At 72.6% G+C, this 19570-nt stretch carries 14 protein-coding genes; 9 read left to right on the plus strand and 5 right to left on the minus strand.

Features of this window, described 5'->3' with window-relative positions:
- Nucleotides 1-13: 13 nt before the first annotated feature.
- From ABZ192_RS14815 to ABZ192_RS14840, 6 genes are all read left to right on the plus strand, one after another.
- Nucleotides 14-751, plus strand: coding sequence for a beta-phosphoglucomutase family hydrolase (locus ABZ192_RS14815; RefSeq protein ID WP_356924894.1), 738 nt, complete (start codon nt 14-16; stop codon nt 749-751).
- On the plus strand, nt 748-3102 hold the full coding sequence (locus ABZ192_RS14820; RefSeq protein WP_356924895.1) for a glycosyl hydrolase family 65 protein: 2355 nt from the start codon (nt 748-750) through the stop codon (nt 3100-3102). The genes ABZ192_RS14815 and ABZ192_RS14820 overlap by 4 nt, the downstream gene beginning before the upstream one ends.
- 158 nt (nt 3103-3260) lie before the next feature.
- A complete protein-coding gene (locus ABZ192_RS14825) occupies nt 3261-4757 on the plus strand; it encodes a hypothetical protein (RefSeq protein ID WP_356924896.1) in 1497 nt (498 codons plus the stop codon).
- A gap of 77 nt (nt 4758-4834) precedes the next feature.
- Entirely contained in the window at nt 4835-5683 is an 849-nt protein-coding gene (gene prcB / locus ABZ192_RS14830) for a proteasome subunit beta (protein WP_356924897.1), read from the plus strand.
- A 170-nt stretch (nt 5684-5853) separates the two neighbouring features.
- The gene (locus ABZ192_RS14835; RefSeq protein WP_356924898.1) at nt 5854-7008 is read left to right on the plus strand and encodes a HoxN/HupN/NixA family nickel/cobalt transporter; all 1155 of its coding nucleotides are present in this window, start codon (nt 5854-5856) and stop codon (nt 7006-7008) included.
- 95 nt (nt 7009-7103) lie between these two features.
- Entirely contained in the window at nt 7104-7595 is a 492-nt protein-coding gene (locus ABZ192_RS14840) for a DUF5709 domain-containing protein (protein WP_356925036.1), read from the plus strand.
- Between the two features lie 15 nt (nt 7596-7610).
- Here the strand turns inward: ABZ192_RS14840 and ABZ192_RS14845 are convergent, their stop codons facing one another.
- From ABZ192_RS14845 to ABZ192_RS14855, 3 genes are all read right to left on the minus strand, one after another.
- The gene (locus ABZ192_RS14845; protein ID WP_356924899.1) at nt 7611-7817 is read right to left on the minus strand and encodes a hypothetical protein; all 207 of its coding nucleotides are present in this window, start codon (nt 7815-7817) and stop codon (nt 7611-7613) included.
- A gap of 742 nt (nt 7818-8559) precedes the next feature.
- The gene (locus ABZ192_RS14850) at nt 8560-9663 is read right to left on the minus strand and encodes a PP2C family protein-serine/threonine phosphatase (protein ID WP_356925037.1); all 1104 of its coding nucleotides are present in this window, start codon (nt 9661-9663) and stop codon (nt 8560-8562) included.
- 128 nt (nt 9664-9791) lie between these two features.
- Nucleotides 9792-11015, minus strand: coding sequence for a beta-1,3-glucanase family protein (locus ABZ192_RS14855; RefSeq protein ID WP_356924900.1), 1224 nt, complete (start codon nt 11013-11015; stop codon nt 9792-9794).
- 215 nt (nt 11016-11230) lie between these two features.
- Between ABZ192_RS14855 and ABZ192_RS14860 the strand changes: the two genes are divergently transcribed.
- Entirely contained in the window at nt 11231-12118 is an 888-nt protein-coding gene (locus tag ABZ192_RS14860; protein ID WP_356924901.1) for a GNAT family N-acetyltransferase, read from the plus strand.
- Between the two features lie 21 nt (nt 12119-12139).
- On the opposite strand, the gene ABZ192_RS14865 is transcribed toward ABZ192_RS14860, so the two are convergent.
- Both ABZ192_RS14865 and ABZ192_RS14870 read right to left on the minus strand, forming a co-directional pair.
- Nucleotides 12140-13024: a Gfo/Idh/MocA family oxidoreductase gene (locus tag ABZ192_RS14865; protein WP_356924902.1), complete on the minus strand. Its 885-nt coding sequence runs from the start codon at nt 13022-13024 to the stop codon at nt 12140-12142.
- Nucleotides 13025-13136: 112 nt separating this feature from the next.
- Entirely contained in the window at nt 13137-15557 is a 2421-nt protein-coding gene (locus ABZ192_RS14870) for a SpoIIE family protein phosphatase (protein ID WP_356924903.1), read from the minus strand.
- Nucleotides 15558-15729: 172 nt separating this feature from the next.
- Here ABZ192_RS14870 and ABZ192_RS14875 point away from each other — a divergent pair, with 172 nt between their 5' ends.
- Both ABZ192_RS14875 and helR read left to right on the plus strand, forming a co-directional pair.
- Entirely contained in the window at nt 15730-17190 is a 1461-nt protein-coding gene (locus ABZ192_RS14875) for an aldehyde dehydrogenase family protein (RefSeq protein ID WP_356924904.1), read from the plus strand.
- Nucleotides 17191-17364: 174 nt separating this feature from the next.
- Nucleotides 17365-19524 carry an RNA polymerase recycling motor ATPase HelR gene (gene helR, locus ABZ192_RS14880; protein ID WP_356924905.1) on the plus strand — a complete coding sequence of 720 codons (2160 nt, stop codon included), beginning with the start codon at nt 17365-17367 and terminating at the stop codon, nt 19522-19524.
- Nucleotides 19525-19570: the final 46 nt, after the last annotated feature.

The raw sequence follows: 19570 nt of genomic DNA on the forward strand, positions 1-19570 counted from the left end.
GAACCGGACCTGTATGACGCAGCTCGGTCTTCCCGAAGACATCCACGCCTGCCTCTTCGACCTCGACGGTGTCGTCACCAAGACGGCCGTCGTGCACGCGGCCGCCTGGAAGGAGATGTTCGACGCGTTCCTGCGCGAGCGCGACGGCGCGGACTTCCGGCCGTTCGACGCGTCCGACTACGACGAGTACGTCGACGGCCGGCCACGCGCCGACGGCGTGCGCACCTTCCTCGCCTCCCGCGGCATCGACCTGCCCGACGGCGACCCGGACGACCCACCCGGCGCGCAGACCGTGCACGGGCTCGGCAACCGCAAGAACGAGCTGGTCCTGGAGAAGATCCGCACCGAAGGCGTCGAGGCCTACGACGGCACCCTGCGCTACCTGGAGGCGGTCCGCGCCCACGGGCTGAGCACCGCGATCGTCTCCTCCAGCGCCAACTGCCGTGACGTGCTGCGCTCGATCGGCGCCGAGCACTTCTTCGACGTCCGCATCGACGGCGTGGTGGCCGCCGAGCGCGAGCTGCCCGGCAAACCGCACCCCGACACGTTCCTGGCCGCCGCCGAGGACCTCGGCATCGAACCGGCCGGAGCAGCCGTCTTCGAGGACGCCCTGGCCGGCATGGACGCGGGCCGCGCGGGCCGGTTCGGATACGTCGTCGGCGTCGACCGCGTCGGACAGACAGACGCGCTGTACGCACACGGCGCCGACGTCGTGGTGAAGGACCTCGCCGAACTCGGGGGCACGCAGTGATCACACAGCGGGCGTACACCGTCGAACCCTGGGCGGTGCGCGAGACGGAGCTCAACCTCGACCTGCTGGCCCAGAGCGAGTCCGTGTTCGCCCTGTCCAACGGCCACGTCGGCTGGCGCGGCAACCTCGACGAGGGCGAACCGCACGGCCTGCCCGGCTCCTACCTCAACGGCGTCCACGAACTGCACCCGCTGCCGTACGCCGAGGCCGGCTACGGCTATCCCGAGTCCGGCCAGACGTCCATCGACGTCACGAACGGCAAGGTGCTGCGCCTGCTGGTCGACGACGAGCCGTTCGACCTGCGCTACGGCCGCCTCGTCGCCCACGAGCGGACCCTGGACCTGCGGCGCGGCGTGCTGGAACGCGTCTGCGAGTGGACCTCCCCGGCCGGCTCGACGGTCCGGGTGCGCTCCACGCGGCTGGTGTCCCTGACCCAGCGGGCGATCGCCGCCGTGGCCTACGAGGTGGAGCCCGTCGACAGCCGTACCCGCGTGGTCGTCCAGTCGGAACTCGTCGCCAACGAGAGCCTGCCCGAGCCGGACGGCGACCCGCGCACCGCACGGGCGCTGAAGTCGCCGCTGGAACCGGAGGAGGACCTCGCCTCGGGCAGCAGGCTGCGCCTGGTCCACCGCACCCGGCGCAGCGGCCTGCGCGTGGCCGTGGCCGCCGACCACCTCGTCACCGGCCCGGAACGGACCACCACCAGCAGCGAGAGCAACGTGGACGTGGCCCGACTGACCATCACCTCCGTCCTGGAACCGGGGGAGCGGCTGCGGGTGGAGAAGCTCGTCGCGCACGGCTGGTCCAGCGCGCGCTCCCGGCCCGCGATGAGCGACCAGGTCGAGGCGGCCCTCGCGGCGGCCGCGCAGAGCGGCTGGTGGGGACTCCTGAAGGACCAGCGGGCCTACCTCGACCACTTCTGGGCGCGCGCCGACGTCGAGGTCGACGGCGACGAGGAGATCCAGCAGGCCGTCCGCTTCGCCCTCTTCCACGTCCTGCAGGCCGGCGCCCGCGCCGAACAGCGCGCGATCCCCGCCAAGGGACTCACCGGCTCCGGCTACGACGGCCACGCCTTCTGGGACACCGAGGCGTTCGTGCTGCCGGTGCTGACCTACACCGCGCCGGCCGCGGCCGCCGAGGCCCTGCGCTGGCGCCTGGACACCCTGCCCGCCGCCCGGGAGCGCGCGGCCCAGCTCGGCCTGCGCGGAGCCGCGTTCCCCTGGCGCACCATCGAGGGCTCGGAAGGCTCCGCGTACTGGCCGGCCGGCACCGCCGCCTTCCACGTCGGCGCCGACATCGCGGACGCCGTCGTGCGGTACGTGGCGGCCACCGGCGACGAGGAGTTCGAGCGCGAGGTCGGTGTGGAACTGCTGGTGGAGACCGCCCGCCTGTGGCGCTCCCTCGGTCACCACGACGACCGGGGCGTCTTCCACATCGACGGCGTCACCGGACCGGACGAGTACAGCGCGATCGCCGACGACAACACGTACACCAACCTCATGGCCCGGGCGAACCTGCTGGCCGCCGCCGACGCCTGCAAACGCCACCCCGACGAGGCGGCCCGGCTCGGCGCCGACGAGGAGGAGCGGGCCGCCTGGCGGGACGCCGCCGAGGCCGTGCACGTCCCCTACAACCAGGAACTCGGCGTGCACGAACAGCACGCCGGCTTCACCCGCTACCAGCGCTGGGACTTCGACCGCACCGGCCCGGACCAGTACCCGCTGATGCTGCACTTCCCGTACTTCGACCTGTACCGCAAGCAGGTCATCAAGCAGGCGGACCTGGTGCTGGCGATGTACACCTGCGGCGGCTTCTTCGAGGAGTACTTCGACGAGGAGCAGATCGCCCGCAACTTCGCCTACTACGAGCCGCTGACCGTACGGGACTCCTCCCTGTCGGCCTGCGTCCAGGCCGTCATGGCCGCCCGGACCGGCCACCTGGACCTGGCCTGCGCCTACACGGCCGAGGCCGCGCTGATGGACCTGGGGGACCTGGAGCACAACACCCGCGACGGACTGCACATCGCCTCGCTGGCCGGCACCTGGATGGCGCTGGTCGCCGGGTTCGGCGGTATGCGGTGCGCCGACGGCGGCCTGCGGTTCGCGCCGCGCCTGCCCGAGCGGTACAGCCGGCTGGCCTTCTCGGTGGGGTTCCTCGGCCGGTGCCTGCGGGTGGAGCTGACCGCCGGGCAGGCCACGTACACCCTGCGCTCGGGCCCGCCCCTGACGATCCGCCACCACGGCAGCGAGGTGACGGTGAGTGAGGACGCCCCCGTCACCCGCCCGGTTCCCCCCGCGCCCCGGCGTCCGGCCCCGCATCAGCCACCGCACCGCGCCCCGAACACCCGCTGACCTCCGGATCGCGTCATGCACTTGGCCGAATTCCGGTCTGCAGGTCTCCACCCCGCGGGTTAGCTTGGCCATGTTTTCCGATCATCGAACCTCCGCCTTCGGCCCGCTGGCCCTGGAGGTCGCAGCCGGCCTACGCGCGTAGGGGTAAGGGGTGGACGATGTCCGACGGAGCGAACGCCATTCTTGTTCGCAGACGAAGACGCACACAGACGGCCGCGTCGGCCACCGGCCGCAGGAGCCGCGTCGACGGACCGCTCGCCGCGGTGGCCGCCGTCTTCACCGTCGCGCAACTCGTCCTCGTCCGGCCCGTCCTCGGCCTCGGCTGGGACGAGATCGTGTACGTCAGCCAGGTCACCTCACACACCCCGGCGGCCTTCTTCAGTGCGCCGCGCTCCCGGGGCGTCTCCCTGCTCGTGGCGCCGATCGCGTCCTGGTCGTCGTCCACGCCGCTGCTGCGCGTCTACCTCGCCCTGCTGTCCGGCCTCGCCCTCTACCTGGCCCTGCGCGCCTGGCGGGGCCTGTTCCCGACCCGGGTCCTCGTCGTCGGCGGCGCCCTCTTCGCCTCCCTGTGGGTGACCCTCTTCTACGGTCCGCAGGCCATGCCCAACTACTGGGTCGCGATCGGCGCCCTGATCACCGTGGGCTGCTTCCTGCGGGCCCGGGCGGACCGTTCCGCCCGGGCGGCGCTGTGGGGCATCGCGGCGGGCGCCGCCCTCATGGCGTGGATGCGGCCCACCGACGCGGTCTGGGTGACCGTGCCGCTGCTCGTCCTCACCCTGGTCCGCCGCCACTGGCGGCTCCTTCTCGCGCTCGTGGCGGGCCTCGCGGCCGGCGCCGTCGAGTGGGTGATCGAGGCCTACCTCGGCCACGGCGGCCTCGGACAGCGGCTGTCGGACGCCTCCCGCATCCAGGGCGGGCTGGGCTGGCAGATCGCCGTCGACGACCAGTTGCGCAGCCTGGGCGGGCGGGCCCTGTGCAGGCCGTGCACCGTGCCGATGCCCAACCCCGTGGTCACCGTCTGGTGGTTCGCCCTGCCCGTCCTGGCGGGACTCGGCCTGCTCGTCGCGGCCCGGGCCCGGCGCCTGGGACGGACCCTGATCCCCCTGGCCTGCGCCGCCACGGCCGCACTGCCGTACCTGTTCATGATCGGCTACGCGGCACCCCGCTTCCTCCAGCCGGCCTACGCGCTGCTGGCGATCCCGGTCGCCGACGCCCTGTGGCACCTGGTCAGAACCCCTGGCCGGAAGTGGCGGCCGGTGGCCGCCACGCTGGTCGCGCTCGGACTGGCCGGGCATCTGGCGGTGCAGATCGCCGTCCTGGAAGGCGCCGTGTCCCGCAACACCGAGAGCCGCCGCGACTGGGACCGCACCGCCGAAGAGCTGCACCGCCTCGGCGTCCGTCCGCCCTGCCTGCTCACCGGCCACGAGGCCATCCCGATCGGGTACTACACCGGCTGCTCCTCGGGCGCGACCTCCGGCCACAACGAGAACACCACGGTGGCGGACATCCTGCGCACCGCGGACCGCCTGCCGGTCGCCCACATCACACCGGCCGGCGGCACCCCGCCCCGCTACGCCCGCACCTGGCCCGTCCACCGGATCTCGGACCTGGACGTGCGCGTCGCACCGCCGGCGCCGGGGAACAGCGGCCGCTGAGGCATCAACTCGCGTTTCCCGCCCACGTGGTCCAGGTAGGAGTCGGAAGACGAGGGTCACGACGAGGGGGGAACGCCATGACGGGGATCGACCACGAAGGCCGGCTGGGGGAGGAGTTCTTCACACCGGGCTCCTCGTCCTTCACCGAGTTCCTGGCGGCCCACCGCCCGGAACTGCTGGGCACCCGCCGGGTCCTCCCGGACGGCGTCCGCGCCGAGGGCGCCCCGCACGGCACGACCGTGCTGGCCCTCACCTTCGGCGACGGCGTGCTGATCGCGGGCGACCGGCGGGCGACGATGGGCAACCTGATCGCCCAGCGGGACCTGGAGAAGGTGCACCCCGCCGACGACCACACCGCCGTGGCCTTCGCCGGTTCCGTCGGGCTCGCCCTCGACCTGGTGAAGCTCTACCAGGTCGAGCTGACGCACTTCGAGAAGGTCGAGGGCATCCCCATGACCCTCGCCGCGAAGGCGACCCGGCTGGCCACGATGATCCGGGGCAATCTGGGCCAGGCCATGCAGGGCCTCGCCGTCGTCCCGCTGCTCGCCGGCTACGACCCCGCGGCTCCCGAGGGCGGGCGCGGCCGCATCTTCGGCTTCGACGTCGCCGGCGGCCGTTACGAGAAGTTCGGCTTCCACGCCGAGGGATCCGGATCGCCGTACGCCAGGGGCGCCTTGAAGAAGCTGTTCCGCCCCGGCATGACCCGGCGCGAGGCCGCCCTGGCCGCGCTCCAGGCGCTCTACGACGCGGCCGACGACGACTCCGCGACCGGCGGCCCGGACCTCACCCGCCGCATCTATCCCGTCGTGTCCGTCATCACCGAGGACGGCTTCGAGCGGCTGCCGGAGACGGAGACGGAGGAGCTCAGCCGCGAGATGGTCGAGCAGCGCCGCGGCCGGCCGGACGGACCGAACGCCGCCGTGTGATGCCCCCGGCCGCGGGGCGCCCGGCTCGACGGACCCTTCGGTCCCGCGGAGTTTTCGGTTCCATGGACAAGACCTGTCGCGGCCTTTACTGCACATGGATTGCAGGTACCGGAGGATGGCGCGAGGCTGTTCCCCGCAGCCGTCCGTCCGACAGAAAGACCATCCTCCCGATGACGGCCGCCCCTGAGTCCACTCCACCCCTCCCCGCCCCGGCTGCGGCCCAGCGCACGGCCCGGCACCGCGTCCGTACCTCCATGACGCGGCAGGAGTGGACCAGGGTCGGGGGGATGGCCGCCGTCATCGTCGCCCTGCACGTGATCGGCTGGGTCACCCTCGTCGCGATCGTCGCCCCCGAGCACCATGCCATCGGCACGCAGACCTTCGGCGTCGGCGTCGGCGTCACCGCGTACACGCTCGGCATGCGGCACGCCTTCGACGCCGACCACATCGCCGCCATCGACAACACCACCCGCAAGCTGATGGGCGAGGGGCAGCGGCCACTGTCGGTCGGCTTCTGGTTCTCCCTCGGCCACTCCAGCGTCGTCTTCGTCCTGGCCTTCCTGCTCACCCTCGGCGTGAAAACCCTGGCCGGACCGGTCCGCGACGGCGGCTCCTCGCTGCACGACGTCACCGGGCTGATCGGCACGACCGTCTCCGGGACGTTCCTCTACCTCATCGCGGCCGTCAACCTCGTCATCCTCGCCGGCATCTGGAAGGTCTTCCGCCGGATGCGCTCGGGCCACTACGACGAGGCCGCCCTGGAGGAACAGCTGAACAACCGCGGCTTCATGAACCGTCTCCTGGGCCGTGTCATGAAGTCGGTCTCCAAGCCCGGGCAGATGTACCCGTTGGGCCTCCTCTTCGGCCTCGGCTTCGACACCGCCACCGAGATCGCCCTGCTGGTGCTGGCCGGCTCCGGCGCCGCGTCCGGTCTGCCCTGGTACGCGATCCTGTGCCTGCCCGTCCTCTTCGCCGCCGGGATGTGCCTCCTCGACACCATCGACGGCTCGTTCATGAACATCGCCTACGGCTGGGCCTTCTCCAAGCCGGTCCGCAAGGTCTACTACAACCTCACGATCACCGGCCTGTCCGTCGCCGTGGCCCTGCTCATCGGGACCGTCGAACTCCTCGGTCTGCTCGTGACGCGGCTCGGCCTGCACGGCCCCTTCTGGAACTGGATCTCCGGCCTCGACCTCAACGTCCTGGGATACGTCGTCGTGGCGCTGTTCGTCGCCACGTGGGTCGTCGCGCTGCTGGTGTGGAGGCTCGGGCGCATCGAGGACAAGTGGACGGGTGGCCTGGCCCGGCCGGAGCGGGAAGGTTAGAGCCCGCGTAACGGGAAACGCGGAACGGGCACATGAGACAGACGAACGAGTCGACGCAGCGCGACAGGGAGGCAGAAGTGATGGGCACGGAACCGATGCGCCCCGAGCCGATGGCGGACGACGCGTACCAGCCCACCGGGAGCAACGAGGAGCAGGAGGACGCCGCGCCTCTGGACCTCCAGGACGCCGTCGACGAACGGACCTACGACGACACCCTCGACGAGGGCTACTCCCCGCCGGAGAAGCCGCTCGGCGTCACCAAGCGCGGCACGACCGCCGCCGAGCAGCACGAGGGCGAGACGCTCGACGACCGCCTCTCTCAGGAGGTCCCCGACGTGTCCGCCGAGCCCGTGGGGGACGGCGTGGGCGACACCCCCGACGGCGACGGCGAGCCGGTCGACCCCGAGGCGGGCACCGCCCGTGCGGGACGCCTGGTCGCCCCGGACGAGGGCGCCCACCCGGACACGACGAAGGAGACCGTCGCGACGGACATCGGCATCGACGGGGGTGCGGCCGGTGCGGAGGAGGCGGCGGTCCACGTGGTGGAGGACGACAGCGCCCTCCCGGAGGACGACGCCAGGGCGTGACCTCTGGCCGGGGGACTACGGCAGCAGCTTCTCCAGCGCGGCCGGGCCCTCCGCGGCCAGCTTGCGCCTGGCCCATTCCAGGGTGCGCGGGGTGAGGTCCTTGCCCGAGGCGAGGACGAGGTCCTCCGGCGACACGTCGGTGCCGGTGCGGGCGTGGAGCAGGCGGTCCGGGGTGGTGCGGTCCTCGGGCGGCCGGGACGCTTCGGGCTGTGAAGTCGACATGTTCTCTGCTCCTAGGGTCCGGATCGCTGGTGCGGCCCCGGTGCTGAAAAACGGGCCCAGGACCACCATTCAACGCGAGAGCCCACAGTGCATCCGGAGAGCCCGGCCCCCGACCCCGCAACCTCCGCGGCCGGCCGGCCGCGGAGCCTGCTGAGAGCCCTGCGCACCTCGGCGGACAGTCGGCCGCAGGGCTGCTGAGAGCCCTGCGGCAAGCGCGCCGGGCGCCGCCCGTCACCTCGCCAGGCAGCTTGCCGCAAGCGCGCAGGAAGCTTGCGGGAACCGGCCGCAAGCTCGCAGGAAGCCGACTGTTACCAGCAGGACCACCGGCCTCCCGGGCCCCGTTCACGCGCCTGCCGGGTCTCCCGCAGCTCCCGCTGGCGGCCTCCCGGCCTCCCGGCCTCTGGCTCCCTTGGCCTGCTGGGTCCCTGGACCCCCGCCCCTCCGTGGCAGGCCGGCCTCTGAGCCTCCCGGCCTGTGCCCGCCAACCCCACCTGTCCCGCCGGGCCCATCGGCCTCCGGCTCCCAGGCTCACAAGCCTGTCGGCTCCTTCGGCCCTCAGCCCTCCCGACCTCCGAGCCTGCCGGCCCCCTGCCCTGCCGGTCCCCGCCCACCTGCCCCGCCGCTCGCCGGCCCGCGCCCTGCCGGCCGGCCCGCTGGCCCCCGGTCAGCCAGTGGCCCGGAGCTGCCGGCCCGCCGGGCATCGAAACCTCCCGGCCCGGGAGCCCCCGAGCCCCCGCCGCCGTCAGGGCCCGCCCCGCGGACGGGGCGCGAGCACGAGCATCGTGACGTCGTCCCGCACATCCGGGCAGTGCCGGACGAGGTCGGTCAGCACCCGCTCCGCCAGCGCCGCCGGGTCATCGTCCGCGAGGCCCGGCAACCGCTCGGCGAGGGGATAGAAGACCCCGCCCGCGTCCCGGGCCTCGGTGACACCGTCGGACGCGAGGAACAGCCGGTCCCCGGGCCGCAGCCGCACCGAGACGACCTTCGCCGCAGTGGCCTCGGCCAGGCCCAGTCCCAGCGGCGTGCACGGCTCGACGTCCAGCTCGACGACCTGTCCGTCCCGCAGCAGCAACGGCCCGGGCTGCCCGCACGCCACGATCCGCACGACACGCGCGTCGGCGGAGAAGTCCATCAGCACAGCCGTCGCGAACAGCTCGGCATGCGGCTCGGCCGCGGAGTCCACCACCAGCCTCCGGTCGAGCCGGGCCGCCACCGCCTCCGGGTCCGGCTGGTCCAGCACCGCCTCCCGGAACGCCCCCAGCAGCGACGCGACCGTGGCCACCGCCGACAACCCGTGCCCCTGCACATCGCCCATGACCGCCCGGACGCCGTAGGGGCCCGCGCGTACGTCGAAGAAGTCGCCCCCGACCAGCGTCCCGCTCTGCGCGGCCCGGTACAGCCCCGCACACCGCACAGGCCCGACCCGTTCCGGCAGCGGCGGCACCACGGCTCGCTGCGCGGCCTCGGCGACGGCCCGCTCGGTGACCAGCTGCGCGTCACGCCTGCTGCGCACGTACGACAGCAGCACGCTCAGCACCGCGACGAAGCACACGGTCAGCAGATCGGTGCTGCCGGGGTCGTTCAGCCGGAACACCGGCACCGTCAGCACGACCACCGCCAGCGCGCCGAGCACCGCCGTCACGAGCGGACCGTGCGCCAGCACGGCCAGCGGCGGGATCGCACCCAGCAGGAATCCGATGTCGAGCGGTCCCGGACTGATCAGCTCAGCCGCGCAGACGACCGCCAGCAGTACGGACGGCAGCAACCGCGCCCAGACCGGCGGCGGCGCGCCCCGCAGCCAGCCCCGCCGGTCCAGGTCCCGGTCGCGGCCCCGGTCCCGGTCCAGTTCTTGGTCCCGGCCTCGGCCCCTGTCCCGGCGCGGCAGCCGGGCGTGCGCACCACTCACACCACCACGCTGCTACGCCCCACCCGGCACCGCACTCCGGGCCCGCGCCGAAAGGGCCTGCCGCCCCGCTAGAACGGCGTCAGCGTCAGCCGCAGGCCCGTCGGCGCCGTGTCCTGGATGTACGAGGCGAAGTCGGCCACGTCGTCGAAGGCGAAGCCGTACGCCTTGCCGTCCTGCGTGGCCGCGTGCATGGCCTTGGCGTAGTGGTTGGTGAGGCCGGCCCGGTAGAAGGACGCGGCGTCGGCCGTCGGCTGGGCCGCGGAGCTCACCAGCGTCGAGCGGTTGAACCCGGCGCCCAGGATCGCGGCGACCGGCCCCGTCGTCCCGTCGTTGGGCGCGGCGAGGGCACCGTCGCAGAACAGCACGTCCCGGGTGGACGGCTTGCCGAAGGAGACCCCGGCGGGCCCGGTGAACGACAGCCGCTCACCGCGCACCCGCCCGGTGAACGTACCGGCGTTGGTGGTCACCCTGAGGTCCTTGCCGGTGTACGTGCTCCACACCTCGTCGATGTAGGGCGCGAAATAGTCCGCGTCGAACAGACCGGCGTCCAGGCCGTGCCCGGGGGCGATGATCCGCGTGTCGTCCACGACGAGCCGCGCGAACTCCGGGACTTCCCGCACGGCGGCGAACGCGGCCGCCCGGCCTCCCTCGCGCAGCGTGCCCGTCGTCTGGTCCTTCGCGCCGGTCAGCCGGATGCTCAGCGGCACGCTGAACATGTCGACCATCGTGGTGTTGCAGAACATCCCCGACGCGTTGTACGTGAACTCGGCACAGTCGTGCAGCACCCCGTAGTTGGGGTCGGACGCCACCCAGCCGGCGGGGTACTGGAGCGCCGGCCGGCCCGCCCCGTCCGCGACGACCTTGAACTTGAGCTTCGCGCCCAGCGACACATAGATCCGGCCCGACATGTACGGCAGGGACAGCCGCGTCTCGCCGCCGCCGGCCAGGGAGATCGCGTAGTCGGTGAAGCCGTCGGGCCCGTTGTCCGACAGGGCCACCGGGGCCAGCGTGCCCTCCGGCGTCAGACGTACCTGCCGGCCGTCCGCGTTGCCGACGACGTAGACGTGGACGCTCGCGTTGCCGAAGGACCCGCTGTTGTTGACGAGTGTCAGCGGGAGGGGAGCCGCCGCCTTGGGCGCGGCCTTGTTTCCGGTCGTGCCGGTCGTGCTCCCGGTCGTCTCCGCGAGGGCGTGGGGAGCCAGTGCGGCGACGGCCGGAGCGGCGACCACCGCACCGCCGAGACCGGCGAGGAGCGTACGGCGGGTGAACGGGCGTCGGTGACGAGGAGTCATGTGGGGGGTCTCCTTGTGATGTGTTCCTGAGTGTCTTGAGAGCGCTCTCACGTCGATTCGTGTGACGGATGCTACGGAGGGGCCGTGCCCTCGCCAACCCGTCCGTCCCGCAGAAATCCCTTGCTGAAGCCGCCACTTGGGGACATCGTTGATCGCTTAACCGGCTCTTAGGGGTCACTTAAGGCACCTAGGAAAAGCGATGGACGGGGAATTCCGTGACCGATGTGGTCATCCGCGCGCTCGACGCGAGCGACGCCGAGCTCTTCGACACCCTGCCCGATCCGCTGGGCGCCCGTGAGGGCCACCGGCTGACCCGGCATCGTCCCGACTGGAAGCGGGTGGCCCTGCGCGACGGCAGGGTCGTGGCCCGCGGCGCCTGGTGGGGCGGCCCCGACGACACCGAGCCCGTCAACCTCAACTGGTTCGACGTGGCGGAAGGCGAGGAGGCAGCGGGCGCTGCCCTCCTGCGCTCCGCTCCCTGGCAGGTGGAACTGGAACTGAACCTGCCCGCGGGCTGGCGCGACGACCCGGCTCTGCGCAGCGCGGCCGAGACCCGTGTCGCCGCCGCACGGAAGGCCGGCTACGACCTTCTGGTGGAACGCCTGCTGTACCGGTGGACGCCCGACCGCGGTCTGCCCGAGCGGCCCGGCCGCCTGGTCTTCCGCGCCGAACCGGACGACGCCGTGTTCTTCGACGCGCTGCGCCGCATCCACTCCGTCACGCTGGACGCCCACGCGCTGAAAGCCGTCGAGCAGGGCGGACTCGACCAGGCGGCCCAGGAGGAACTCGACTTCTTCCACTGGTGCCCCTCACCCCGCGCGTGGTGGCAGGTCGCCTCCACACGGCAGGGCGAACCGGTCGGCATCCACATCCCGGCCCGCAACCCGTCGGGCCCGTGCATCGGCTTCATCGGGGTCCTGCCCGATCAGCGGGGCCGCGGCTACGCCTACGACCTGCTGGCCGAGTGCACCCACTTCCTGGCCGAGCGCGGCGCCGAGTTCATCGCGGCAGCGACGGACCAGGGCAACGTCCCCATGGCCGCGAACTTCACCAAGGCTGGTTTCCCGGTGGTCAGGGAACGACTCAACTTCGCACCGGCGTAGGAACCCGAACCTGCACCAGGACTAACGCGCGCCGTCGTTCAACAGGTCGTCGGCCGCCGTCAGGATCTCCGTGACCCGCAGGCCGAACGCCGCGTCGCACGCGTGCGGGCGGCCGGTCCGAGCCGCGGCGAGCAGGGCGTCCGCGGCCCGCGTCAACGCGGGGACCGCTCCGTCGGAGCTCTCCGGCAGGACCGCGACCCCGGCCTCCCCGAAGAGTTCCACGGCGGCACCGGACGCGGCGGGCGGCGCCGTCAGACTCAGGGTGAGCGTGCTGGACGCACCGCCGCTGTGGTCGAGGACGACATGGGCCGTGTCCCCGGGGCCGTACGCCGCCGCCGTCACGCGTCGTACGTCGCCGAGGACCGGCAGCAGAACGGACAGGGCGTGCGGCCCGACGTCCCACAGGGCGCCCTTCTCCCGCCGCCACGGCGTGGCGAACGGGCTCTCGCCGCTGAACACCGCCCCGAGCCACTGCGCACGCCCCGTGAACCAGCCCGGCACCGCCGCCTGTTCGGTGATCCACGCCGCCGGCTCGGGCTGGAAGCGGGTCGTGAAGAACACGACGGAGGCGACCCCCGCCTCCGCGACGGCCTCGACCACCGCCCGACCCTGCTCCACAGTCGCCGCCAGGGGCTTGTCGAGCAGCAGATGACACCCGGCCCGCGCCGCCCGCGCGGCGAGGCCGGCCTGCACCTCGGGAGGCAGTGCCACGGCGACCGCGTCCGCGTCGGCGAACAGCGCGTCCGCGTCGTCGTAGGCCCGGACGCCGTGCCGCTCCGCCAGCTCCTTCGCCGCCTCGGGGCGGCGTCCCCACACACCCGCGAAGTCGAGCTCGTCGTGCCCGCTGAGGGCGGGTGCGTGGGCCAGCTGCGCCCATGGGCCGGTGCCGAGCAGTCCTATGCGCATGCCGTCGCCTCTCCACGGTGCCGTGACGGCCGACGGCCGTTCCTCGGCCGCCCGCTCGCCGAAGAGCGTGTCACACGGAACCGGCCGCGGGGAGGCCAGGCCTCCTCGCATTTCAGTCGCCGGGAAGCGACTGTTCAGCCCAGATGGTCTTGCCGTTGGTCATCTGACGGGATCCCCAGCCCTGGGTGAGCTGAGCGACGAGCAGCAACCCGCGTCCTCCTTCGTCGAAGGTGTGGGCCCGGCGCAGATGGGGCGCGGTGCTGCTGCCGTCGGACACTTCGCAGATGAGGGTGCGGTCGTAGATCAGTCTGAGTTCGATGGGAGGCCGGCCGTACCGGATGGCGTTGGTGACCAGCTCGCTGACCACCAACTCCGTGACGAACACGGCATCGTCCAAGCCCCACTCCGACAGTTGCCGGCAGGCGGTCTTGCGCACATCCGCGACGGCGGCGGGGTCCGGCGACACCGGCCAGGTCGCCACGTGCGAGGCGTCGAGGGCTCGGGTGCGGGCCACGAGGAGCGCCACATCGTCGGACGGGCGATCCGCGATCAGGGTGCTCAACAGGGCGTCGCACACGGCCTCCAGATCCTGAGCCGGTCGCTCCAGCACCTCGCGCATGGCGGCGATCCCCTCGTCGACGTCCCGGCCGCGGACCTCGACGAGCCCGTCCGTGTAGAGGACGAGGAGGCTGCCCTCCGCCAGCTCCAGCTCCGTCGACTCGAAGGGCAGGCCGCCCAGGCCGAGGGGAGGGCCTGCCGGGACCTCGAGGAACTCGACCGTGCCGTCGGGCGCCACGAGGGCCGGCCCGGGGTGGCCCGCGCGGGCGATCGTGCAGCGGCGCGAGACGGGGTCGTAGACGGCGTAGAGACACGTAGCGCCGACGTCGCCGTCGAGCGGGGCCATGGTGTCGCCGCCGCCGGCGGCGTGGTTGACCAGGTCGTCGAGGTGGGTCAGCAACTCGTCGGGGGGAAGGTCGACATCGGCCAGCGTGCGTACGGCGGTGCGCAGCCGCCCCATGGTCGCCGAGGCCTGGATGCCGTGGCCCACGACGTCACCGACGACCAGGGCGACCCGGGCACCGGAGAGCGGAATGACGTCGAACCAGTCGCCGCCGACACCGGCCCGGGTGCTGGCGGGCTGGTATCGGGAGGCGACATCGAGAGCCGCCTGCTCGGGCAGACGCTGCGGCAGCAGGCTGCTCTGCAACGTGAGGGAGGTGTCGCGTTCGCGGGTGTACCGCCGGGCGTTGTCGATGCACACGGCGGCGCGAGCGGTGATCTCCTGGCCCAGCAGCAGGTCGTCCTGCTGGAAGCGCTGGGGTCGGCGATGGCGGGAGAACGTGGCCACGCCCAACGTGAGGCCACGCGCACGCATGGGCACCGCCAGCACCGAGTGGAACCCGAACCGCCGCATGCGTTCGGCCCGGTCCGGGGCCGTCCGGTCCAGATCCTCCAGGGCGGCGGGCGTGACGTGCTCGATGAGTGGCCGCCCGGCGGCCAGGCACTCCGCCGCGGTGGAGCCTTCGGGGTAGGGCGCCACGGTCCCGAACGGCACCACGGCTTCGGGGCAGCCCTCCAGCACCGACTGACAGGCGACCCGGCGGAGCATCACCGGACCGTGCGGAGAACCCTGCGGCGGATCCTCGCCCCCCTCGATCGCCGGCAGGAGATCGACCGTGACGAAGTCCGCGAACCGCGGGACGGCCACGTCGGCGAGTTCCTGGGCGGTACGGGGCAGATCCAGGGTGCTGCCGATCCGCACGCTGGCGTCGTTGACCAGAACCAGTCGCTGCCGTGCGAGGTGCTGCTCCGTCACGTCGTGTGCCGACAGCAGGACACCTTCGAGCCGGCCGTCGGAGCCCCGTACGGGGACGAGGGACACCGACCACACGCTCTCCCGTTCGTGGCCGGCGAGGTGCAGGGCGGCTCCGAGTTCCTGGAGGCACCCGGTCTCCAGCGCGGTGCGCATGCCCTGCTCGGCCCGTTCGCTCTCCGGGTCGAGGACGATCTCCGTGACCCGCAGGCCGCGCATCTCCTGCTCGGACAGCCCCAGCACACGTTCCATGTCCGCGTTCGCCCATCGCAACCGCAGTCCGGTGTCGTACAGGGCCATGGCATAGGGAGCCTGGGCGAAACTGCGCCGCACGAACGCATCGTCCTCAGGCGTCGGTGCCGGTCGGGCCACCGGTGCCACCAGCAGCCAGTCGCCCCCGTCGGCCGTCCGGTGATGGGCCAGCAGCCCGACGGTGAGGTGGTGGCCGTCCCGGTGCAGCAGCGTGGCCGTCCCGCTCCACCTGCGCAGGCCGGCCAGCGAGTCCACCACGTCGGCCGGAGCGGCGTCCGCGAGAAGCGCGGCCGCCTTCCGGCCGACCATCTCGGGGGCCCCGTACCCGAGCAGCCGCCGCGCCCCTTCGTTCCACGCGGTCACGACACCGAGGTCATCGACGACGACCCTGGCCGTCGCCGCACCGTCGAAACGCTCCTGCGACCCGGCGCCCGGGCCGTCGTCCGAGGCGGACGCGGATCCGGTCATGACGTCATCTGCCCTCAATCCCGCCCTGGCGGCCTTTCTGCCCAGGAGCGCCTGCGCCGGAGGTGCGTCGCACCTTCACTATTACGACACTAGACAACAAGAGTGACAGACAGGCGTGTATCGGTCCTCATGTCAGGACGGCGGCACCGATCCCGGACGGAGGGCGGCACCCATGGAGGGCAACGGCACGAGGTGGCCGGACCCGGCCGAATGGACCGGGAAGATCTACAGCGCGGGCTGGTGCGTGTCCGACGGCGGCACTCGCCAGGTGATCGAACCGGCCACGGGAGATGTGCTGGCCGAGGTCGGCGTCGCCTCCTCCGCGGACGTCGCCCGGGCCGGCGCACGGGCCGCCCGAGCCGCCGGAGACTGGGCCGCGGCAGCTCCTTCCGACCGCATCGACGTCCTGCTGCGCGCAGCCTCCGCGCTGCGTGAGCACAGCGCCGCATTCCGCGACTGGATCGTCCGGGAGTCGGCCGGCGTCCCCGCCAAGGGTGACTACGAGATCACCGCCGCCCTCGCCCAGCTGACGCACGCCGTGGGACTCGCGTCCCTGCCCAGGGGCGAGGTCCTGGCCCCGCAGGCCCCGGGCGGAACGAGTCTGGCGTGGCGGGTGCCCCTCGGCGTCATCGGCGTCATCAACCCATGGAACGCGCCGCTCCTGTTCGCCGTGCGCGCGCTGGCGCCCGCACTGGCGCTGGGCAACACCGTGCTGCTCAAGCCCGACCCCCTCACCCCGGTGTCCGGGGGCGTCCTCGTCGCGCGGCTCTTCGAGGATGCCGGACTGCCCGACGGGGTGCTGCACGTCCTGCCCGGCGGCGCGCAGACCGGGCAGGCGGTCGCGGCGGATCCTCATGTCGCCATGGTCGCCTTCACCGGCTCCGCCGAAGTCGGACGCCTCGTGGCCCGGGTGGCGGGCGAGGGGCTGAAGCGGGTCGCCCTGGAGCTCGGCGGCAAGAACTCGCTCGTGGTGCTCGAGGACGCCGATGTGGACGCGGCCGCCCTGGCCGGAGCCGTGAGCACCTTCGGATACCAGGGACAGGCGTGCGTCGCCGCCGGCCGCCACCTGGTCCATGCCGACCTGGTCGAGGCGTACACCGAGGCGCTGGTCGGACACGCGCGCACCCTGCGCGTCGGCGACCCTCGCGTGGCGGGCGTCAGCCTCGGCCCGATCATCAGCGAGCGGCTGGCCACCAGGATCGAGCACATCGTCGACGAGAGCGTGGCCGGCGGGGCGCGGGTACTCACGGGCGGCCGCCGCGACGGACTCTTCTACCCACCCACCGTCCTGGACCGCGTCGACCGGGCCATGCCCGCGTTCACCGAGGAGATCTTCGGTCCCGTCGCCCCCGTCATTCCCTTCCACAGCGAGGAAGAAGCCGTCGAGATCGCCAACGACACCGCCTACGGCCTGACGGCCGCCGTGCACTCGGGATCCGTACCCAGGGCGACCGCCGTCGCCGAGCGACTGCGCACCGGCATGGTCCACATCAACGACGTCTCCGCCAAGGACGCCGCGAACGCCCCCTTCGGGGGCATGGGCATCTCCGGCAACGGCTCCCGCATCGGCGGCACGGCCAGTCTGGAGGAGTTCACCCAGTGGCGCTGGATGACGGCGCCCGGGCCGGTGTGACCTCGCACGAACGGCGGCCCGGAACAAGAAGGGCAAGGCCCGAATGAAGAAAGGCAAGGAGTCCTCTCCTTGCCACTCTCAAGCTATAACACACAGGGGGTCTTGCGGCAAGGCCCCCCGTCTGCCGCAAACTGTCCGGCCTAGGCCCAGGACCTGCGGAAACGGGAGCATGACGTGACCCCCCTGACCACGAGCGCGTTCGACCTTCCCGACCGCCTCTCGCACAAAGCCGACCCGGCGCTGATCGCCGGGGACGAGCGGCACTTCGCCGCCGTCGCCGACTGCCTGGAGCAATCGATCGCCGAACTGTCCGAGCGTCTCGAAGCCGAACGCAAGGCCCCCGGCGGCAAGGGACGGCAGGCCATGGACCGGGACGCCGAGATCTACCGGCTGACCGCCCGCCTGCGCGCACTGCGCCGCTTCGGACTCGACCTGTGCCTCGGGCACATGGTCGCCACCGACGGCCCCGAGCCCGTGTACGTGGGACGGCTCGGCCTGACGGACCGTGAGGGGCGCCGCCTGCTGGTCGACTGGCGATCCCCCGCGGCCGAGCCGTTCTTCGGGGCCACCCACGCCAACCCGATGGGGCTCGCCAGCCGTCGACGCTACCGCTGGACCGGCGGCCGGGTCAGCGACTACTGGGACGAGGTGTTCACCGCCGACGCCTTCGACGGGCACGCCGCGCTCGACGACCAGTCCGCCTTCATCGCCAGCCTGGGCACCAACCGCTCGCCCCGGATGCGGGACGTGCTCGGCACCATCCAGGCCGACCAGGACGCCATCATCCGCGCCGGTTCGCGCGGCGCCCTCGTCGTCGACGGCGGGCCGGGCACCGGCAAGACCGTCGTCGCCCTGCACCGTTCCGCCTACCTCCTCTACTCCGACCCGCGCCTCGGGCAGCACCGCCGGGGCGGCGTGCTGTTCGTCGGCCCGCACCGGCCCTACCTGTCCTACGTGTCCGACGTCCTGCCCAGCCTCGGCGAGGAGGGCGTGCAGACCTGCATCCTGCGGGACCTCGTCGACGAGGGAGCGACGGCGGGGGAGGAGACCGACCCGGACGTGGCCCGGCTGAAGTCGTCCGCGGACATGGTGCGCGCGATCGAGAAGGCCGTCCGGTTCTACGAGGAACCGCCCACCGAGGCCATGACGGTCACGACCCACTGGTCCGACATCCACCTGAGCACCGCCGACTGGGCGGTGGCGTTCGAGGCGGCGGAACCCGGCACACCGCACAACGAGGCCCGCGACCAGGTCTGGGATGAGCTGCTCACCATCCTGGTGGACAAGCACGAGGGCGAGGTCTCCGAGACCCTGCTGCGCAAGTCCCTGGCACAGGACCGGGAGCTGCTCACGGCCTTCAACCGGGCCTGGCCGATCCTGGAGGCGACCGACCTCGTCGGCGACCTCTGGTCGGTACCGGCCTACCTGCGGATGTGCGCTCCCTGGCTCAGCCGCGACGAGGTGCGCACGCTGCAACGCGCGCAGCCCCAGGCCTGGACGGTGTCCGACCTGCCGCTGCTGGACGCGGCCCGGCAGCGGCTCGGCGACCCGGAGGCGTCCCGCCGCGCGCGCCGGAGGGAGGCCGCCGTCGCCGCCCAGCGCGAGCGCATGTCCGACGTCATCGACGACCTGCTTCAGGCCCACAGCTACGACGACGGCGAAGGCGTCCTGGTCATGCTGCACGGGCAGGACATGCGCAACTCCTTGGTGGACGAGAGCGCCCTGCCCACCGCCGACCCGGACCGGCTCGCCGGACCGTTCGTGCACATCGTCGTGGACGAGGCGCAGGAACTGACCGACGCGGAGTGGCAGATGCTGCTGCAGCGCTGCCCGTCCCGCAGCTTCACCATCGTCGGGGACCGGGCACAGGCCCGGCACGGCTTCACGGAGTCGTGGCGGGAACGGCTGGAGCGGGTCGGGTTCGACCGGGTCGACCTGGCCTCGCTGAGCATCAACTACCGGACGCCGGCGGAGATCATGGCGGAGGCCGAGCCGGTCATCCGGGCCGTGCTGCCGGACGCCAACGTACCGACGTCGATCCGCAGCGGCGGCGTTCCCGTCGCGTACGGGCCGGTCTCGGAGCTGAGCTCGGTCCTCGACACCTGGCTGGCCGCACATGCCGACGGGATCGCCTGTGTCATCGGCGATCCCGCCTTCCGCCCGGCGTCCTCCCGCGTGCGGTCGCTGACTCCGGAGCTGTCGAAGGGACTGGAGTTCGACCTGGTCGTCCTCGTCGCCCCGCAGGACTTCGGCACGGGCATCGAGGGAGCGGTCGACCACTATGTCGCGATGACCCGGGCGACCCAGCAGCTCGTCGTCCTCACGAGTTCCTGAGACGGGTTCCGGCCGGGACCCTCCCGCAGTTGGGGCCCCGGCCGGA

This window comes from Streptomyces sp. NPDC006235, from assembly GCF_040613735.1.
Taxonomy (GTDB): Bacteria; Actinomycetota; Actinomycetes; order Streptomycetales; family Streptomycetaceae; genus Streptomyces.